Annotated in this window: 17 protein-coding genes; 12 read left to right on the top strand and 5 right to left on the bottom strand. The window is 49.5% G+C overall.

Translation table 11 applies throughout. The annotated features are described in order from the left end of the window. Window positions 1–132: 132 nt before the first annotated feature. The 11 genes from qseB to ACX9GV_RS05305 all read left to right on the top strand — a co-directional run bounded on the left by qseB (window position 133) and on the right by ACX9GV_RS05305 (window position 10,024). A complete protein-coding gene (gene qseB / locus ACX9GV_RS05255) occupies window positions 133–792 on the top strand; it encodes a quorum sensing response regulator transcription factor QseB (protein ID WP_023492607.1) in 660 nt (219 codons plus the stop codon). Further along, the gene (gene qseC / locus ACX9GV_RS05260) at window positions 789–2,138 is read left to right on the top strand and encodes a quorum sensing histidine kinase QseC (protein ID WP_473197299.1); all 1,350 of its coding nucleotides are present in this window, start codon (window positions 789–791) and stop codon (window positions 2,136–2,138) included. Before qseB ends, qseC begins: the two co-directional genes overlap by 4 nt. Window positions 2,139–2,310: 172 nt before the next feature. After that, complete coding sequence (locus tag ACX9GV_RS05265; RefSeq protein WP_473197300.1) at window positions 2,311–2,796, top strand: DUF2919 domain-containing protein; 486 nt, start codon at window positions 2,311–2,313, stop codon at window positions 2,794–2,796. 318 nt (window positions 2,797–3,114) lie between these two features. Beyond that, entirely contained in the window at window positions 3,115–3,717 is a 603-nt protein-coding gene (locus ACX9GV_RS05270; RefSeq protein WP_473197301.1) for an RpoE-regulated lipoprotein, read from the top strand. A gap of 129 nt (window positions 3,718–3,846) precedes the next feature. Next, complete coding sequence (locus ACX9GV_RS05275; protein WP_023492611.1) at window positions 3,847–4,749, top strand: Dyp-type peroxidase; 903 nt, start codon at window positions 3,847–3,849, stop codon at window positions 4,747–4,749. Between the two features lie 217 nt (window positions 4,750–4,966). Beyond that, the gene (locus ACX9GV_RS05280; protein ID WP_473197302.1) at window positions 4,967–5,992 is read left to right on the top strand and encodes a sulfate ABC transporter substrate-binding protein; all 1,026 of its coding nucleotides are present in this window, start codon (window positions 4,967–4,969) and stop codon (window positions 5,990–5,992) included. Next, window positions 5,992–6,825, top strand: a complete 834-nt coding sequence (gene cysT, locus ACX9GV_RS05285) for a sulfate/thiosulfate ABC transporter permease CysT (RefSeq protein ID WP_023492613.1) — start codon at window positions 5,992–5,994, stop codon at window positions 6,823–6,825. Before ACX9GV_RS05280 ends, cysT begins: the two co-directional genes overlap by 1 nt. Beyond that, window positions 6,825–7,691, top strand: coding sequence for a sulfate/thiosulfate ABC transporter permease CysW (gene cysW, locus ACX9GV_RS05290; RefSeq protein ID WP_023492614.1), 867 nt, complete (start codon window positions 6,825–6,827; stop codon window positions 7,689–7,691). The genes cysT and cysW overlap by 1 nt, the downstream gene beginning before the upstream one ends. After that, a complete protein-coding gene (gene cysA / locus ACX9GV_RS05295; RefSeq protein WP_473197303.1) occupies window positions 7,688–8,776 on the top strand; it encodes a sulfate/thiosulfate ABC transporter ATP-binding protein CysA in 1,089 nt (362 codons plus the stop codon). Before cysW ends, cysA begins: the two co-directional genes overlap by 4 nt. Window positions 8,777–8,842: 66 nt before the next feature. Further along, window positions 8,843–9,724 (top strand): cysteine synthase CysM, encoded by an 882-nt coding sequence (cysM, locus tag ACX9GV_RS05300; protein ID WP_473197304.1) that lies wholly within the window; start codon window positions 8,843–8,845, stop codon window positions 9,722–9,724. A 105-nt stretch (window positions 9,725–9,829) separates the two neighbouring features. After that, window positions 9,830–10,024: a CPCC family cysteine-rich protein gene (locus ACX9GV_RS05305; RefSeq protein ID WP_473197305.1), complete on the top strand. Its 195-nt coding sequence runs from the start codon at window positions 9,830–9,832 to the stop codon at window positions 10,022–10,024. A gap of 74 nt (window positions 10,025–10,098) precedes the next feature. On the opposite strand, the gene crr is transcribed toward ACX9GV_RS05305, so the two are convergent. From crr to cysZ, 5 genes are all read right to left on the bottom strand, one after another. Next, window positions 10,099–10,608 (bottom strand): PTS glucose transporter subunit IIA, encoded by a 510-nt coding sequence (gene crr / locus ACX9GV_RS05310; RefSeq protein ID WP_023491068.1) that lies wholly within the window; start codon window positions 10,606–10,608, stop codon window positions 10,099–10,101. 49 nt (window positions 10,609–10,657) lie between these two features. Further along, window positions 10,658–12,385 carry a phosphoenolpyruvate-protein phosphotransferase PtsI gene (ptsI, locus tag ACX9GV_RS05315; RefSeq protein WP_473197306.1) on the bottom strand — a complete coding sequence of 576 codons (1,728 nt, stop codon included), beginning with the start codon at window positions 12,383–12,385 and terminating at the stop codon, window positions 10,658–10,660. A 46-nt stretch (window positions 12,386–12,431) separates the two neighbouring features. Continuing rightward, window positions 12,432–12,689, bottom strand: a complete 258-nt coding sequence (gene ptsH / locus ACX9GV_RS05320; RefSeq protein ID WP_023491070.1) for a phosphocarrier protein Hpr — start codon at window positions 12,687–12,689, stop codon at window positions 12,432–12,434. Between the two features lie 403 nt (window positions 12,690–13,092). Next, window positions 13,093–14,061, bottom strand: coding sequence for a cysteine synthase A (cysK, locus tag ACX9GV_RS05325; RefSeq protein ID WP_473197307.1), 969 nt, complete (start codon window positions 14,059–14,061; stop codon window positions 13,093–13,095). Window positions 14,062–14,406: 345 nt separating this feature from the next. Then, entirely contained in the window at window positions 14,407–15,165 is a 759-nt protein-coding gene (cysZ, locus tag ACX9GV_RS05330; RefSeq protein ID WP_023491072.1) for a sulfate transporter CysZ, read from the bottom strand. Between the two features lie 221 nt (window positions 15,166–15,386). Here cysZ and zipA point away from each other — a divergent pair, with 221 nt between their 5' ends. Continuing rightward, complete coding sequence (gene zipA / locus ACX9GV_RS05335) at window positions 15,387–16,349, top strand: cell division protein ZipA (RefSeq protein WP_473197308.1); 963 nt, start codon at window positions 15,387–15,389, stop codon at window positions 16,347–16,349. Window positions 16,350–16,511 lie beyond the last annotated feature (162 nt).

A 16,511-nucleotide genomic window follows, 5' to 3' on the forward strand; every position in this document is an offset into this window, starting at 1 on the left:
TTGGTTTTCACAGTGATTAAACCTCATAATTCTTAACGATTCCTTAAGGTGTCAAAAGAAAATATTTTGCTGTACATCTGCGTGATGAGTCGCTTTGATTGACACCAGAAGAGGTGTAATAAAGGAATACTGATGCGCATACTGCTGGTAGAAGATGACAGATTGATTGGTGATGGTATCAAAGTAGGGCTGACGCGCCTTGGCTTTAGCGTAGATTGGTTTACGTCGGGGCGTGAGGGGAAAAATGCGCTGTTCAGTGCGCCTTACGATGCCGTGATCCTCGACCTCTCCTTACCTGAAATAGATGGCTTGGTTATTTTGCGCGAATGGCGAGAGAATAATCGCCAAGAACCTGTATTGATTCTCACCGCGCGTGATGCGTTGTCGCAACGGGTGGATGGTTTACGTTTAGGGGCGGACGACTATCTTTGCAAACCGTTTGCCTTGATCGAAGTCGCAACACGCTTGCAAGTATTGATTCGACGCACTTATGGGCAGACACAAAGTGAGCTTTCTCACGGCAAGGTTACGTTAGACCCAGTTCGGTTAATCGCCAGTTTTGATGGTGAGCCACTTATGCTAAAACCCAAAGAGTTTGCCTTGCTCGAACTGCTGCTACGTAACGCGGGCCGTGTACTGCCGCGCAAACTTATAGAAGAAAAACTTTATAGCTGGAACGATGATATCGCCAGTAACGCGATTGAGGTATATGTACACCATTTACGACGCAAACTGGGTAGTACCTTCATTCGCACAGTTCATGGTATTGGTTACACTCTGGGGGAGGCATGAAACGGACACAACGGCTGAGCTTGCGTGTGCGTCTGACATTACTGTTTCTGTCGCTAGCTGTCGTCGCCTGGGGTTGCGCTAGCTTTGTGGCTTGGAAGCAGACGACGCATAAATTGAATGAGTTATTCGACACCCAACAGTTGTTGTTTGCCAAGCGTATCAGTGCAATGGACTTTAGTGGGCTGAATGCATCAAAGTCGGTAGTACATCCGATGAAAAAGGATACTGGCGGTTATCCGGACGACGATGCACTGGCTTTTGCTGTTTTTACCGCCGAAGGCAAACGCATTCTACATGATGGGGAAAATGGCGCGCAGATCCCTTGGCATTATCAACATGAAGGGTTTAAGGATGGACAGTTACAAGATGATGACGACAAATGGCGTTTTTTGTGGCTCAGCACGCCTGATAAACAACACCGGATTGTAGTAGGGCAGGAGAAAGAATACCGTACAGAGATGGCGCTGGAGATTATTTTGTCGCAACTGCAGCCTTGGCTTGTTGCGCTGCCCTTGATGTTTTTATCACTGATAATCCTGCTGAGTTGGGAACTACAGCCACTTAAGCAACTGGCCAATGCGCTACTTAACCGTGCAGCCGATGCCGACGAACCCCTGGATACCGAGCAGGTTCCAGGGGAGGTGCGCCCGCTGGTTGATGCACTTAACCAACTGTTTTCACGTATTCAGGCACTGATGCTGCGTGAACGCCGCTTTACTTCCGACGCTGCTCACGAACTACGTAGCCCACTTGCTGCATTAAAAGTACAGGCGGATGTCGCACAGTTGGTGATGGAGGATCAGCAGGCGCTTAAAAAAGCATTGTTGCAGATGAATACGGGTATTGAACGTGCGAGTCGGTTGGTGGAACAACTGCTTATACTGTCACGCCTAGATTCACTGGATCATTTGGAGGAAGTTCAGGCTATCGCAATGGCAGAACTTTTACAGTCGGCAGTGATGGATATTTACCCTGTAGCGCAACAGGCGGACGTTGATATACACCTCAATCTGGAGGCAGATAATGGGCTTTACACCGGACAACCGTTATTGCTTGAGCTTCTGGTACGCAATCTGCTCGATAACGCCATCCGCTACAGTCCGTGCGGCAGTGTGGTACAAGTGACGCTCGAGAAGCATCAGTTCAGGGTCAGTGACAATGGTCCCGGTGTCACTGAGGAGGTTTTAACGCGGTTAGGGGAGCGATTTTGGCGGCCACCAGGCCAAGTAAGCACCGGCAGTGGTTTGGGGCTGTCGATTGTTAAACGTATTGCAGCACTACATAAGATGAAGATTTGCTTTGGTCATGCGGCGCAGGGTGGTTTTGAGGTGATCGTGCGCTGGTAAATTTGTGCCAGCGAGATCACATTGCTGTTATTGACATGGCTGATCCTTAAGCTAGGAGGTAATGATAACGTCAACGGGGCGTCGCTACCTACGAGAGAGATAATATCGTTATAGTTTAGCAAGTGATAAGCATAAACGAGAGTAAGTCTGAGAATGGGACTGACGTCATAAGATGAGTAAGCAACAACCTTTGAAACGCACCGTTCTCCGGTTTTCACCGGATGATTATGATCAGCATGGTGTATTGCGTTTACCATGGTGGTTTTGGGGAGTATTAATTCTGCAGGCGCGTACCTGGATACTGTTTGTCATGGCAGGAGCGTCCCGTGACCAAGGGGCCGGGTTACTGCAACTGTTCTACCCTGATACTCAGCGCTTTTGGTTTGGCATGTTGCTGGGGCTACCTGCTGCCCTGGCTTTTATCATCAGTGGACGTCGTCAGCATTGGCCCCGTCTGTGGTATTGCTGGCGCTGGGTCTTAGTCATTGCTGTGGCTGTTGCTCTACTGGGGTCAGCTTACGGCGTGTGGCAGCAGCAAGAGATGAACGACCCTCCGGTAGATATCCTCCTGGTGCTGCTTGATGCGTTGGCGCTGAGCTATCTATTACTGAATCAACGCTTGATAGTGTGCTTTTCCCAGCCGGTGGAACCGAGTTGACGCAGGTCAGTGCACCTAGTGGGTGGCGGGGCTGACAATGGGGTGTCTGGTAACGGGGTTAATTGTTTTTTGGTGGCACTTTTCCCAATTTTTGTACTCCAAACTGGCAACTTACGCTAGAGCCCTGCGGTAATGGGGCTTAAGTCGCTAATCTGTACTCAAAATAATTCGCGTTTCTTGACAAAACGCTGTGTGTTTTGAACAGCGCTTGTGCTAGCTCTGAAGGAACGAGGCTCAGGAAGCGCTGAGTATCAGAGTGTAGCCAACACCCAAGTAACGTGAAGTATTAAAATTATGTTTTATATTAAGGAGTTATTGATGACTATTCGCCCGCTGTTATTAGGGCTGCCGCTGTTGCTGGCAGGGTGTTCTAGCAGTTCCAGCTTCTCTTGGCCTAGCTTCTCTTGGTCTAGCTTGTCACCATTTAATTGGTTTGGTAGTAGCAGCATGGTGGTGAGTGAGAAAGGGGTCGGTGATATCACCGCGACAACACCGATGACAGCCTCAGCCATTAGCAAAGGCCTGCAGGATAACTATCCAATTCTGAGCGGTATGACTAGCTATCAAGGGCAAGTCGTTTCCTACTTTCAAGCGATGGCGGGGAATGACGTCAAGCTGTTGATTACTGGGGAATTTAAAGGGTCGGTACAACGGATCGAGGTCATGGACAGTAAAGTGCCTACCGAATGGGGCAGTAAACTGGGCACACCATTTAGTGAGTTATTCAGCAAGGCGTATGGTGCGTGCAAAGCGGGTGAAGGTGATAATGCTGGCAAAGTTGAGTGCGTAGCCACTCAGAGTCGCCATGTCAGCTATGTATTTAACGGCCAATGGGCAGGTCCACAAGAGATTATTCCACCTGACAATATCCTGCAGAGTTGGAAGGTGAGTAAAATTATCTGGCATGCAAAAGCACAATAATTTATCGCCGGGTTGCCGTTAACTGCTTTGTCTTCGGGTAGGGCTGCGTCTTTTACCAGGTATAGGGTGTAACGCATTTTTCGTAGGGAAATGATCTGCTTACGAATTCAGAAAGTTGAGGATAATGATATGACACAGGTTCAGAGCGGTATTCTGTTGGAGCATTGCCGGTTTGCTATTTTTCTCGAAGCCAGGCTGCAAGGGGAACTTGCCGAGGTACGTCAGGGCTGCAAACAGTTTTGTCAGGTGCTAGGTGAGTTACAGCAGAAATTTCCTGATGCCCATTTAGGCGCAGTGGTCGCTTTTGGTTCTGAGATTTGGCATGCCCTTGCCAATGGTCAAGGTGCTAAAGAACTGAAGCCTTTCGTCCCGCTAGGCAAAGGGCTGGCACCGGCAACTCAGCGCGATATGTTGGTTCATATCCAGTCACTACGTCATGACGTCAATTTCACCTTGGCACAAGCGGCGTTAGCTGCTTTTGGTGCCGCGATCCATATTGAAGAAGAAACCCATGGGTTCCGCTGGGTGGAAGATCGTGATTTAAGTGGCTTTATTGATGGTACTGAAAACCCAAAAGGGGAACAGCGTGCCGAAGTTGCGGTGATTGGTGAAGGTGAAGAGGATGCCGGCGGGAGTTACGTCCTGGTACAACGTTACGAGCATAATTTGGGTCGTCCATGGCAAGGGTTGACCACTGAACAGCAAGAAAAGGTCATTGGCCGCACCAAGCAAGATAGTGAGGAGCTGCCAGCGGATCAACGGCCAGATACTTCACATGTTAGCCGGGTTGATCTGAAAGAGGACGGGGAAGGGTTGAAAATCCTGCGTCAGAGCTTGCCTTATGGTACCGCCAGCGGCAAACATGGCCTCTATTTCATTGCCTACTGTGCTCGCTTGCATAATATAGAAAAACAGCTGTTGAGTATGTTTGGTGAGTTGGATGGCAAACATGATGCGGTGCTGCGTTTCAGTAAGCCAGTGACGGGCAGTTACTATTTTGCCCCTTCGTTGACCCGCTTGTTATCGCTTTAATCTCTTTCTTCGGAGCCAGTTTACTGGCTCTAGCTTGCTACTCTTCCTGCGTGGTACTCCTCCTGCTACCTACCGTGCGCCTTGCCTTATAGCGTTTGATGATGGTAAAGCACTAAACATTCTATAAAAGCGTTACAACTCTGCATCGAGTTATCCATACACTGGTCAATATAGAAACGTCGTTTTTCTGGTTTGATGGTGAGTGACAAGGTGCACAATGAAATATACCTGGATCCCAAATAGAGTGTTGAAAGGCTACTTGGCGGTGGTGTTATTGACCAGCAGTGGTATCGCCTCGGCAGTTGAATTACTTAACAGTTCTTATGATGTGTCGCGCGAATTGTTTGCAGCGCTCAACCCTGGTTTTGAACAACAGTGGAACCAGCAACACCCAAGCGACAAGTTAACCATCAAACAGTCTCATGGCGGTTCATCTAAACAGGCTTTGGCTATTTTGCAGGGGCTACGTGCTGATGTCGTGACCTATAACCAGGTGAGTGATGTACAGATTTTGCACGCTCGTGGGCAATTAATTCCTCAAAACTGGCAGCAGCGCTTGCCGAACAACAGTTCACCGTTCTATTCCACCATGGCATTTCTGGTACGTAAGGATAATCCCAAGGGGATTCACACCTGGGCTGATCTAGTACGTGACGATGTCAAGTTAGTGTTCCCAAACCCGAAGACTTCCGGCAATGGTCGTTACACTTATCTGGCTGCCTGGGGGGCCACCAGCCAAGCCACCGATCACAATCAGGCCGCAGTCCGTGAGTTTATGACCCGCTTGCTGAAAAATGTGGTGGTGTTTGACACCGGAGGCCGGGGAGCAACCACCACTTTTGTTGAACGTGGTTTGGGGGATGTGCTTATCAGTTTTGAATCTGAAGTGAATAACATCCGCAAACAATACGGTGAGGAGAACTATCAGGTCATCGTTCCCGACGTGAATATTTTAGCGGAGTTTCCGGTGGCCTGGGTGGACAAGAATGTTGAAAAAAACGGCACCGAAAACGTCGCCAAAGCCTATCTGAATTATCTCTACAGCCCCGCAGCGCAACAGATTATCAGCAGCTTTTATTACCGCGTCTATGACCCACAGGTGATGGCCGCAGCGAAAGGCCAGTTCCCGGCAACCCAACTATTTAGCGTTGAGGCGCAATTCGGTGGTTGGCCACAAGTGATGAGTACCCACTTTGCAACCGGTGGGGAGTTGGACCAACTGTTAGCAGCAGGGCGTAAGTGATGTTTTCTATAGCCAGCAAGCGAGTGTTACCCGGGTTCACTCTCAGCCTGGGGAGTAGCCTGCTTTACACTTGCCTGATTTTACTGTTGCCGCTCAGTGCATTGGTGATGCAATTGGCACAGATGAGCCTGGCACAGTATTGGCAGGTTATTACCCATCCTCAAGTGGTTGCCGCTTATCAAGTCACACTATTGGCTGCGGCGGTGGCCAGTATTTTTAATGCGTTATTTGGCATGTTGATGGCTTGGATCCTCACGCGCTATCAGTTTCCTGGCCGGGCTTTGCTTGATGGGCTGATGGATTTGCCTTTTGCATTGCCGACGGCGGTGGCGGGCTTGACCCTGGCCGGGTTATTTTCCACCACCGGTTGGTATGGTCAGTGGCTGGCGCATTTCGATATCAAGGTTTCCTTTACCTGGTTAGGGATTGCGGTGGCGATGGCGTTCACCAGTATTCCTTTTGTGGTGCGCACTGTGCAGCCAGTGTTGGAAGAGCTGGGCCCAGAATATGAAGAGGCAGCGGAAACCTTGGGAGCGAACCGTTGGCAGAGCTTTCGGTTGGTGGTTTTGCCTGAAGTGGCTCCTGCATTGTTAGCGGGTACGGCGCTGTCATTTACCCGTAGTCTCGGTGAGTTTGGCGCAGTGATCTTCATTGCTGGCAATATCGCCTGGAAAACGGAAGTAACTTCTTTGATGATTTTTGTGCGGTTACAGGAGTTCGACTACCCGGCCGCCAGTGCCATTGCCTCGGTGATTTTGGCGGTATCACTGCTGTTACTGTTTGCAATTAACACCTTGCAGAGCCGCTTTGGTCGGCGGATTGGAGGGCGCTGATGGCTGATCTTATTGCTGTAGATGAGGCAACACGCCCGCGCATCAATGGGCTTAAATGGTTACTGATCTTGGTGGGCGTGCTGTTTTCGATCCTGCTATTAGTGGTGCCGATGGCGATGATTTTCATTGAAGCATTCTCTTCGGGTATCGCTGCGGTAGGGCATAACCTGGCTGACCGGGACATGTTACATGCTATCTGGCTGACGCTGCTGGTGGCATTAATCACGGTTCCGGTCAATCTGCTGTTTGGTACCTTGCTGGCCTGGCTGGTGACACGTTTTACTTTCCCTGGCCGCCAGTTGCTGTTGACGCTGTTCGATATGCCGTTTGCTGTATCACCGGTGGTGGCTGGGTTGTTGTATCTGCTGTTCTACGGCAGTAATGGGCCGCTAGGGGGTTGGCTTGAGGCCCATGACTTGCAATTGATGTTTGCCTGGCCCGGTATGGTGTTGGTAACGGTATTTGTCACCTGCCCGTTTGTGGTGCGCGAACTGGTGCCATTGATGATGAGCCAGGGGAGCCAGGAGGATGAAGCGGCAGTGTTGCTTGGCGCTTCTGGTTGGCAGATGTTTCGCCGCGTAACCCTGCCGAATATTCGTTGGGCGCTGTTGTATGGGGTGGTGCTGACCAATGCCCGCGCGATTGGTGAATTTGGTGCGGTCTCGGTGGTTTCCGGTGCCATTCGTGGCGAAACCTATACGTTGCCGCTGCAGGTTGAATTACTGCATCAGGATTACAACACCGCAGGGGCATTTACGGCGGCGGCTCTGCTGACCTTAATGGCAATAGTGACACTATTTCTGAAAAGTGCCTTGCAATGGCGCTTGGCTCGTCAAAATATTCGTCTCGAACAGGAGGAACTATGAGTATTGAGATTGGTGGTATCAATAAGTTTTTTGGTCGTACCAAGGTATTGAACGATATCTCGCTGGTTATTCCTTCTGGTGAGATGGTGGCGTTATTGGGGCCTTCGGGTTCTGGCAAAACTACCTTGCTGCGCATTATTGCCGGGTTGGAAACCCAAAGTGGTGGCAAACTGGGGTTTCACGGTACCGATGTGAGCCGCATGCATGCGCGTGATCGCCGTGTCGGTTTTGTGTTTCAGCATTATGCCTTGTTTCGCCATATGACGGTGTTTGACAATATTGCCTTTGGTTTAACGGTGCTGCCACGCCGTGAGCGCCCGAATAGCGCGGCAATCAAACAGCGGGTTGAGCAGTTGCTGGCAATGGTCCAACTGAGCCATTTAGCTAACCGCTATCCGTCCCAGCTTTCTGGTGGACAAAAACAGCGTGTGGCCTTGGCGCGTGCATTGGCCGTGGAACCGCAGATCCTGCTGTTGGATGAACCTTTTGGTGCCTTGGATGCCCAGGTGCGCAAAGAGCTGCGCACCTGGTTGCGCCAGTTGCATGAAGAGCTGAAATTCACCAGTGTGTTTGTCACCCACGATCAGGAAGAAGCGATGGAAGTGGCGGACCGCATTGTGGTGATGAGTCAGGGGAATATTGAGCAAGTCGGCTCCCCGGTTGAGATTATGCGTGAGCCTGCCAGCCGCTTTGTGCTGGAATTTATGGGGGAAGTGAATCGCCTGCATGGCGAAATTCGCGGGACCCAGCTGTTTGTTGGGGCTCACCATTGGCCACTCTCTTTCCAACCTATTTATCAGGGGCCGGTTGATCTGTTCTTACGCCCTTGGGAGATGGAGCTTAGCAGCAAAAGCAGTGAGCGCTGCCCATTACCGGTGCAAGTTTTGGAAGTGAGCCCCCGTGGTCACTTCTGGCAATTGACGGTACAACCGATTGGTTGGCATCAAGAGCCCATCACGGTGGTGTTACCGATCGGTCATATCACTCCCGCTCGTGGTGACCGTTACTATGTAGGGAGTCTTAATGCGCGCCTCTATGCCGGTGAACAACTATTACAACCGGTTGCGTTAGCCAAGATCGCCTGATAGTTTTTTGTTATCTCTATTTTAAGGCAACCTTGGGTTGCCTTTTACATGATATGGGCAATAAGAGTGACGATTCTGGAACAATGTATTGGCAATACGCCATTAGTAAAACTACAACGCTTGGCTGAAGGTTCAGGCAGTGAAGTCTGGGTTAAACTGGAAGGGAATAACCCGGCAGGTTCGGTGAAAGATCGCGCCGCACTGGCGATGATCCAGCAAGCGGAACAGCGTGGTGGACTTAAACCCGGGCATCAGATTATTGAAGCAACCAGCGGCAATACCGGGATCGCACTGGCAATGATTTGTGCGATGAAGGGGTACGCACTGAAATTAATCATGCCGGATAATATGAGCATCGAACGCCAGGCGGCGATGAAAGCTTATGGTGCCGAGCTGATACTGGTGACCCGAGAGCAAGGGATGGAAGGGGCACGAGATCTGGCGCTGGAAATGCAACAACAAGGGCTAGGGGTGGTGCTGGATCAGTTTAATAATCTGGCTAACCCCTATGCCCATTTCACCACCACTGGCCCTGAAATTTGGCAGCAGAGCGCGGGCCGTATCACCCATTTTGTCTCCAGTATGGGAACCACCGGCACCATTACCGGGGTGGGGGAGTACCTGAAAAGCCAAAACCCACAGGTACAAATTATCGGGTTACAACCTGCGCCCGGCAGCAGTATTCCGGGTATTCGCCGCTGGTCACCGGGCTACATGCCGGGGATTTTCCGCCCGGAGTTGGTCGATCAGGTGCTGGATATGAGCCAAAGTGACGCCGAGCAAACCATGCGCCAATTAGCTCAGCAGGAAGGGATCTTTTGTGGTGTCAGTTCTGGTGGTGCAGTTGCGGGTGCATTGCGTATGGCGCAGGGCAACCCCGGTAGTGTGATTGTGGCGATTATCTGCGATCGTGGCGATCGCTACCTCTCTACGGGTGTCTTTGATTAACGGTTTGTCAGTACTGGGGCACTGAATACTTACTATCATTCATTTAGATGATGTGCCTAAAACTATGTTTAAACCTTTTGATAAAATAAAGTATTGCGAAAAACAATGACTGATGAATTTAATTGTCCATGTTGTGGTGGAAAAACGATAGATAACTTAGGTGACTATGAAATTTGCCCCATATGTAAATGGGAGGATGATCCAGTTCAATCGAAGGAACCATCATATGCGGGGGGAGCTAACAGAATGAGCTTGAATGAAGCTAGGGAGGCGTTTAGACAAGGTGAAAAAGTAGAATAATGAATGTGATAGTTCTATAGATAACAAAAACCCCATGTAAACATGGGGTTTAGTGGCATTACGACAGACGACAGTTACTTCTTGATGCGGATAATCGGGGTTTCGCCCACAACTACGCTACCGGACAGTTTGATCAACTCTTTGATCTCATCCATGTTGGAGATAACAACTGGCGTCAAGGTTGATTTAGCTTTCTCTTCCAACAGCGGCAGATCAAACTCGATCACCACATCCCCTTTCTTGACTCGTTGGCCTTCTTCCGCGATGCGCTTAAAGCCTTCGCCTTTCAGTTCTACAGTGTCAATACCAAAGTGAACAAACAGCTCAATACCGCTGTCGGATTCGATAGAAAACGCATGGTTGGTTTCGAAAATTTTACCGATGGTCCCATCCACTGGGGCGACCATCTTGTTGCCAGCGGGTTTGATAGCAATACCATCACCAACGATTTTCTCAGCGAATACTACATCTGGTACATCTTCGATATTGACGATTTCGCCAGAAATTGGAGCAACGATCTCAATTGTGCCGGTATCTTTCTTGTCATCAGAAACCAGAGATTTCAGTTTATCGAACAACCCCATGATCTTCTCCTAAGTATTAAATTGGGCGGCTTTCCAGTGTCGTAGCAGTTTAGCAGCGTGTATTTTCTTCGATGAATTTATCTACGCAATCCATCAATTCTTTCGCCGTGGGTTGTGCCAAGGCTTGCGCGGCTAATGCTTTCACATCTTCGAAGTTCGTGTTACGAATAATTTTCTTGATGCGTGGGATTGAAATCGAACTCATACTGAATTCATCCAGCCCCATGCCCAATAACAACAGTGTAGCACGCTCATCCCCCGCAAGCTCACCACACATACCGGTCCATTTGCCTTGCGCATGAGATGCGTCAATGACCTGTTTAATCAGACCTAATACAGATGGAGACATCGGGTTGTAAAGATGAGAAATCAGCTCATTACCGCGATCTACCGCTAGAGTATACTGGGTAAGATCGTTTGTCCCAATACTAAAGAAGTCAACTTCCTTCGCCAGATGGTGAGCAACCACAGCAGCAGCTGGTGTTTCGACCATCACGCCCACTTCAACGGATTCGTCAAACTCTTTGCCTTCCTGCCGTAGTTGCGCCTTCAAGGTTTCCAATTCGCCTTTCAGGTCGCGCACTTCTTCAACTGAGATGATCATGGGGAACATGATACGCAGTTTACCAAATGCAGAAGCTCGCAGAATAGCACGCAGTTGTGCGTGCAGGATTTCTCGGCGGTCCATCGCGATGCGGATCGCACGCCAGCCAAGGAATGGGTTCTCTTCCTTTGGCAGGTTCATATACGGTAAGTCTTTATCACCACCGATATCCATGGTACGGACGATCACTGCCTGAGAGCCCATGGCTTGTGCAACCGCTTTATACGCCAGGAACTGTTCATCTTCTGTTGGCAGAGAATCGCGGTCCATAAACAGAAACTCGGTACGATACAGGCCGACACCTTCCGCGCCGTTACGCTCAGCACCCGCGACATCACGCACGGTACCAATGTTAGCGCAGACTTCGACCTGGTGCCCATCCAGCGTGATGGCTGGCAGGTCTTTCAGTTTAGCCAACTCGTTTTTTTCAGAGACGTATTGATTGTGAATAGCTTTAAGCTGTTCGATAACATCTGCTGTGGGGTTGACGTAAATATGGTTATTGACGGCATCCAGGATCAGATAATCGTCATTTTTCACCTGCGTAGTCACGTCGCTGGTACCGACGATAGCCGGTAATTCCAAAGAACGCGCCATGATCGAGGTGTGAGAAGTCCGGCCCCCCAGGTCAGTAATAAAACCCAGTACTTTATCCAGGTTTAATTGTGCCGTTTCGGAAGGGGTCAGGTCAGCAGCCACCAGAATGACTTGGTCCTGAATGGCGCTTAAATCGACAATGGGCATACCCAGGATATTGCGCAACAAACGCTTGCCAATATCGCGCACATCGGCTGCGCGCTCTTTCAGGTACTCATCATCCAGTTCTTCCAGTGCTTTCGCCTGGCCTTCGATCACGTTGTAAGCCGCAGCATCAGCAGAGGCCAGATTGTCTTTGATGAGGGCTATGATTTCCTGTTCAAGTTCTTCGTCTTCCAACAGCATGATGTGGCCTTCGAAGATAGCTTCTTTCTCTTCGCCGAAGGTCTCGCCCGCTTTGGTCTTGATCACCTCCAACTGTTCAGAAGCCTTGGTTCGGCCAGCCAGAAAACGTGAGACCTCTTGTTCAACCTGGTCCGCCGAGATTTTTTTCCGGTTGATGACAATCTCATCTTCTTTCAGTAAGAGCGCCTTACCAAAAGCAATACCCGGTGATACTAAAATGCCTGAAATCATAACCCTACCTTACTCATGACTGGTGTTAACTAAAAAGACGAGCTGTTTATTCAAGCTCTGCCATCAGTTTTACCAAATGCTCAACGGCTTTTTGCTCATCTTCACCGGTGGCTTCGATGGTGACTACGGTCCCTTGAGTCAGACCCAGCGTTTGCAGTTTAAACAGACTTTTGGCGCTAGCGCTTTTGCCATTGGAAGTCACAGAAATGTCAGACACGAAGCCTTTGGCTTCTTTAACGAACTGAGCAGCAGGGCGGGTATGCAGACCATTAGGTGCGGTGATAGTAACTTCTTGCTGGAACATTGGTATTTCCCCAACTTATTAGGATTAATGTTGTGGAGCTAAAGTTGAGCCTGAAGGCGTCATTTTAGCTTGTCTGTTTAGCGCCTGACTATGTTGTTACAGGGGCAAGGGTTGATGCAACAAAAAACGACGCTTTAGGCAGTTCAGATCAAAAAACTTAACTTGCGACGTCGTTTGAATCAGCTTCTTATTATGCCGTGTTTTCTACTGAAGCGACAAATGGGTAAATCGATTCAGCTGAAACAATAGCAGGAAGGCGATTAATTTTATGCACCAAAATAATTGCTCGGTTAAATACTAAAGCCAGCCGCTAAAAGCAATCTTCAAGTAGTGTAAATTTTGAAGTAGACCACAAAAAAGCACCCGAAAGGATGCTTTTTGAGCGTTTTTTGAGCCATTTAGTCTATTGCTGTAACTCTTGTTCGGTAAACAAATCGGCGAATAGCGCAGTGCTTAAATAACGTTCACCCGAGGAAGGCAGAATAACCACAATGGTCTTGTCAGCAAAATCTGGCTCTGCGGCGAGTTTGGCAGCGGCTGCGACGGCGGCCCCTGATGAAATCCCCGCCAGTATGCCTTCTTCTTCCATTAACCGCCGAGCCATGGCAATTGCATCATCGTTAGTGACTTGTTCAACGCGATCTATCAGGCTCAGGTCCAGGTTATCTGGAATGAAACCGGCACCGATGCCTTGGATTTTGTGTGGACCGGGTTTGATTTCAGCACCAGCTCGCGCCTGGCTGATTACGGGTGAGTCAGTGGGTTCAACCGCTACACTGATAATCGCCTTGCCTTGCGTGTTCTTGATGTAACGGCTGACGCCAGTCAAGGTGCCACCGGTGCCAACGCCGGCGATAAACACATCGACTTTGCCGTCGGTATCTGCCCAGATTTCAGGCCCAGTGGTTTTTTCATGAATCGCTGGGTTGGCGGGGTTACTGAACTGTTGCAGCAGGATATAGCGGCCAGGATCGGTTGCCACAATCTCTTCGGCTTTAGCTATCGCCCCTTTCATGCCTTTAGTGCCTTCCGTCAGCACCAGGTTGGCACCCAGGGCTTTGAGCAGTTTACGACGCTCAATACTCATGGTTTCAGGCATGGTCAAGGTTAACGGATAACCGCGAGCAGCGGCGACAAAAGCCAGTGCAATCCCGGTGTTACCGCTGGTAGGTTCGACCAGTTCTTTACCCGGGGTTAGAATGCCGCGTTTTTCGGCATCCCAGATCATATTGGCACCGATACGGCATTTGACACTGAAACTCGGGTTACGAGACTCAACTTTGGCGAGAATACGCCCGTTGCCGATACGGTTCAGGCGAACCAGCGGCGTATGGCCGATTGTTAATGAGTTATCTTCATATATCTTGCTCATAGCCCTTCCTTTAACTCTATGAAAATTTAGGGAACATACAGAGCATACGCTAACTCTGCCAGCAGGGAAGAAAGGAATTGCTATAACGATATGTTATTAAGAAATAAGTTTTATACCCCTAATCATGCGCGCTGTAACGGAGTTGGTAGCAATGCAAATAAACCTGGTTGCTTATCCGACAAGCTACAGTGAGATTACCGTGATGTTGGGCATTAACTACAACTTCTAATTGGGTACTTTTTCTCCCTGTCAGCGAGTTATCGGCTGCGGACAGGGAGAAAATATGCGTTTTTGTCAGTTCCTTCCTTTGGTCGACTTTATGGCACTCTCCATACCACAGAGTCTCTAGCGGACGAATTGCGCACGATAGTGGTCCACCCACATTGCCGTTGCACCACACACAGCGACGGGCAGGATCACCAGATTGAGGATCGGGATCATGGTGAAGAGGCTCACCAAGGCACCAAACTGCAGATTATCGGCTCTGCGTGCACGCAAGGCTTTGCGCATATCGGCAAAACTGATTTTGTGGTTATCAAAAGGGTAGTCACAGTATTGAATTGCTAACATCCAGGCACTGAACAGAAACCATAATAGCGGTGCGACGGTTTGGCCGATGCCTGGTACGAAAAAAAGCAATACCAGGACTAACGCACGTGGCAGGTAGTACATTAGTTTGCGCCACTCACGGGACATGATACGTGGCAGATCTTTAACGATCCCAAGTATACCGGTGTCCGGCAGAGGTTGACCGGTGAGGCTTTTTTCCAACTGTTCCGCCAGTAAACCGCAAAACGGTGCGGAGATCAGGTTGGTGATGGTGCTGAACAGATAGCTGAATACCAATAAAACCGTAACCACCGTCAGTGGCCAGAGCAAGTAGCTTAACCATTGCAACCAGCTCGGTATATGGCTCATGAGGCTTGGGATCCACTGGCCTAACTGGCTGAATAGCCACCAGAAAGCGGACCCCATCAGCAGCACATTGACCAGCAATGGTAAGACGACATAGCGTTTGATCCCCGGGCGTGAAATCAGTCGCCACCCTTCGGTAAAATAATGTATACCGCTGCGGGGTTTGGCTGGAGGCTGCATATAGGACATGTTAAGTTTATCTCTTCATCTGAATGGGCAGCGCTATCATATCGGGATGAGTTTTTTCTTGCTAGGGTGTGATTGGCTGAAAAAGAAGCAAAAAAATGCAATATCATCATCTTTATGGCCATAAAGTTCAGTCCGGGCTTGCACTTGTGCCTGCAGGCAAATAAAGTTAAAGAGTGAATGTTTGCCGTGGTGGCAATGTATCGAAACAACTAGAGATAGCAATGATGCAAGATTTGCGTCTTATATTAATCGTTGTTGGCGCGATCGCCATAATAGCGTTGTTATTGCATGGGTTGTGGACCAGCCGTAAAGAACGCTCGTCAATTTTTCGTGATCGCCCAATAAAACGTGCCAAAAACGAGCGTGAGCTAACCCCACTTGATGATCCTGACGAAGGCGTAGGAGAGGTTCGTATTCGTTCCACTCGTTCGCAGAGTGAGCCGACAATGGGGCGTTTTGATACGGAACACGAAGAACCCGCGATCTCCTCACAGACCGTTGACTCCTCTTCGTCAGACATATATCAGTCTGAGCTATTGGCAGCGCAGCAGGATAATGGTGATATTCTGCTGGATAACTACGGGCAGAATGACGACGCTCATCAGCAGCCGTTTTCAGCATCACATCGTGAGCCTCAGCGTGAAGATTTATCGCCAGTCTCCCAGCCAACGGAACCGCTGCATCAGTCTAAACCAGAAACAAAAGTGGCTGAAGTATCACCGTCCTCACAGCCGGCTCAAGAACCGGTAAAATCAGCAAAACGGGCAGAGACAGTTCTGGTGTTGCATGTATCGGCACATCATGGGGGCCTGATTGGCGGTGAGTTGTTGCTACAGAGCATCTTGCAGGCGGGTTTTCAGTTTGGCGAAATGGGCATTTTCCACCGTCATATCAGCCCGGCCGGGAGTGGCCCTGTGTTATTCAGCTTAGCTAATATGGTCAAACCGGGTTCTTTTGATCCTGAAGCCATGTCAGACTTTTCTACACCGGGTGTATCAATATTTATGATGGTGCCGTCTTATGGCGACGCCAGTCAAAATTTCAAGCTGATGCTGCAGTCGGCCCAGCGTATTGCTGATGATGTCGGTGGTGTGGTATTGGATGATGAACGCCATCTGATGACACCACAAAAGTTGGAAACCTATAAAGCCCGCATCCGAGCAGTGTTGGAAAGTAGGTCCTGATAAATTGCAGCGTTCCCCCATTCCTGATGGGGGGCGTGACTGACAACTAGGGTGAGCCAACGGGTATCGTGGTGCAAATCTTCGATAGTTTGCTGGCAAAACTGTTCTTTTGTTAACAACTCTAAACCTCCGCCAGCCGGGGGTTTTTTATCTTTAATGGTG

The organism is Serratia sp. 25CWL12 (genome assembly GCF_055790885.1).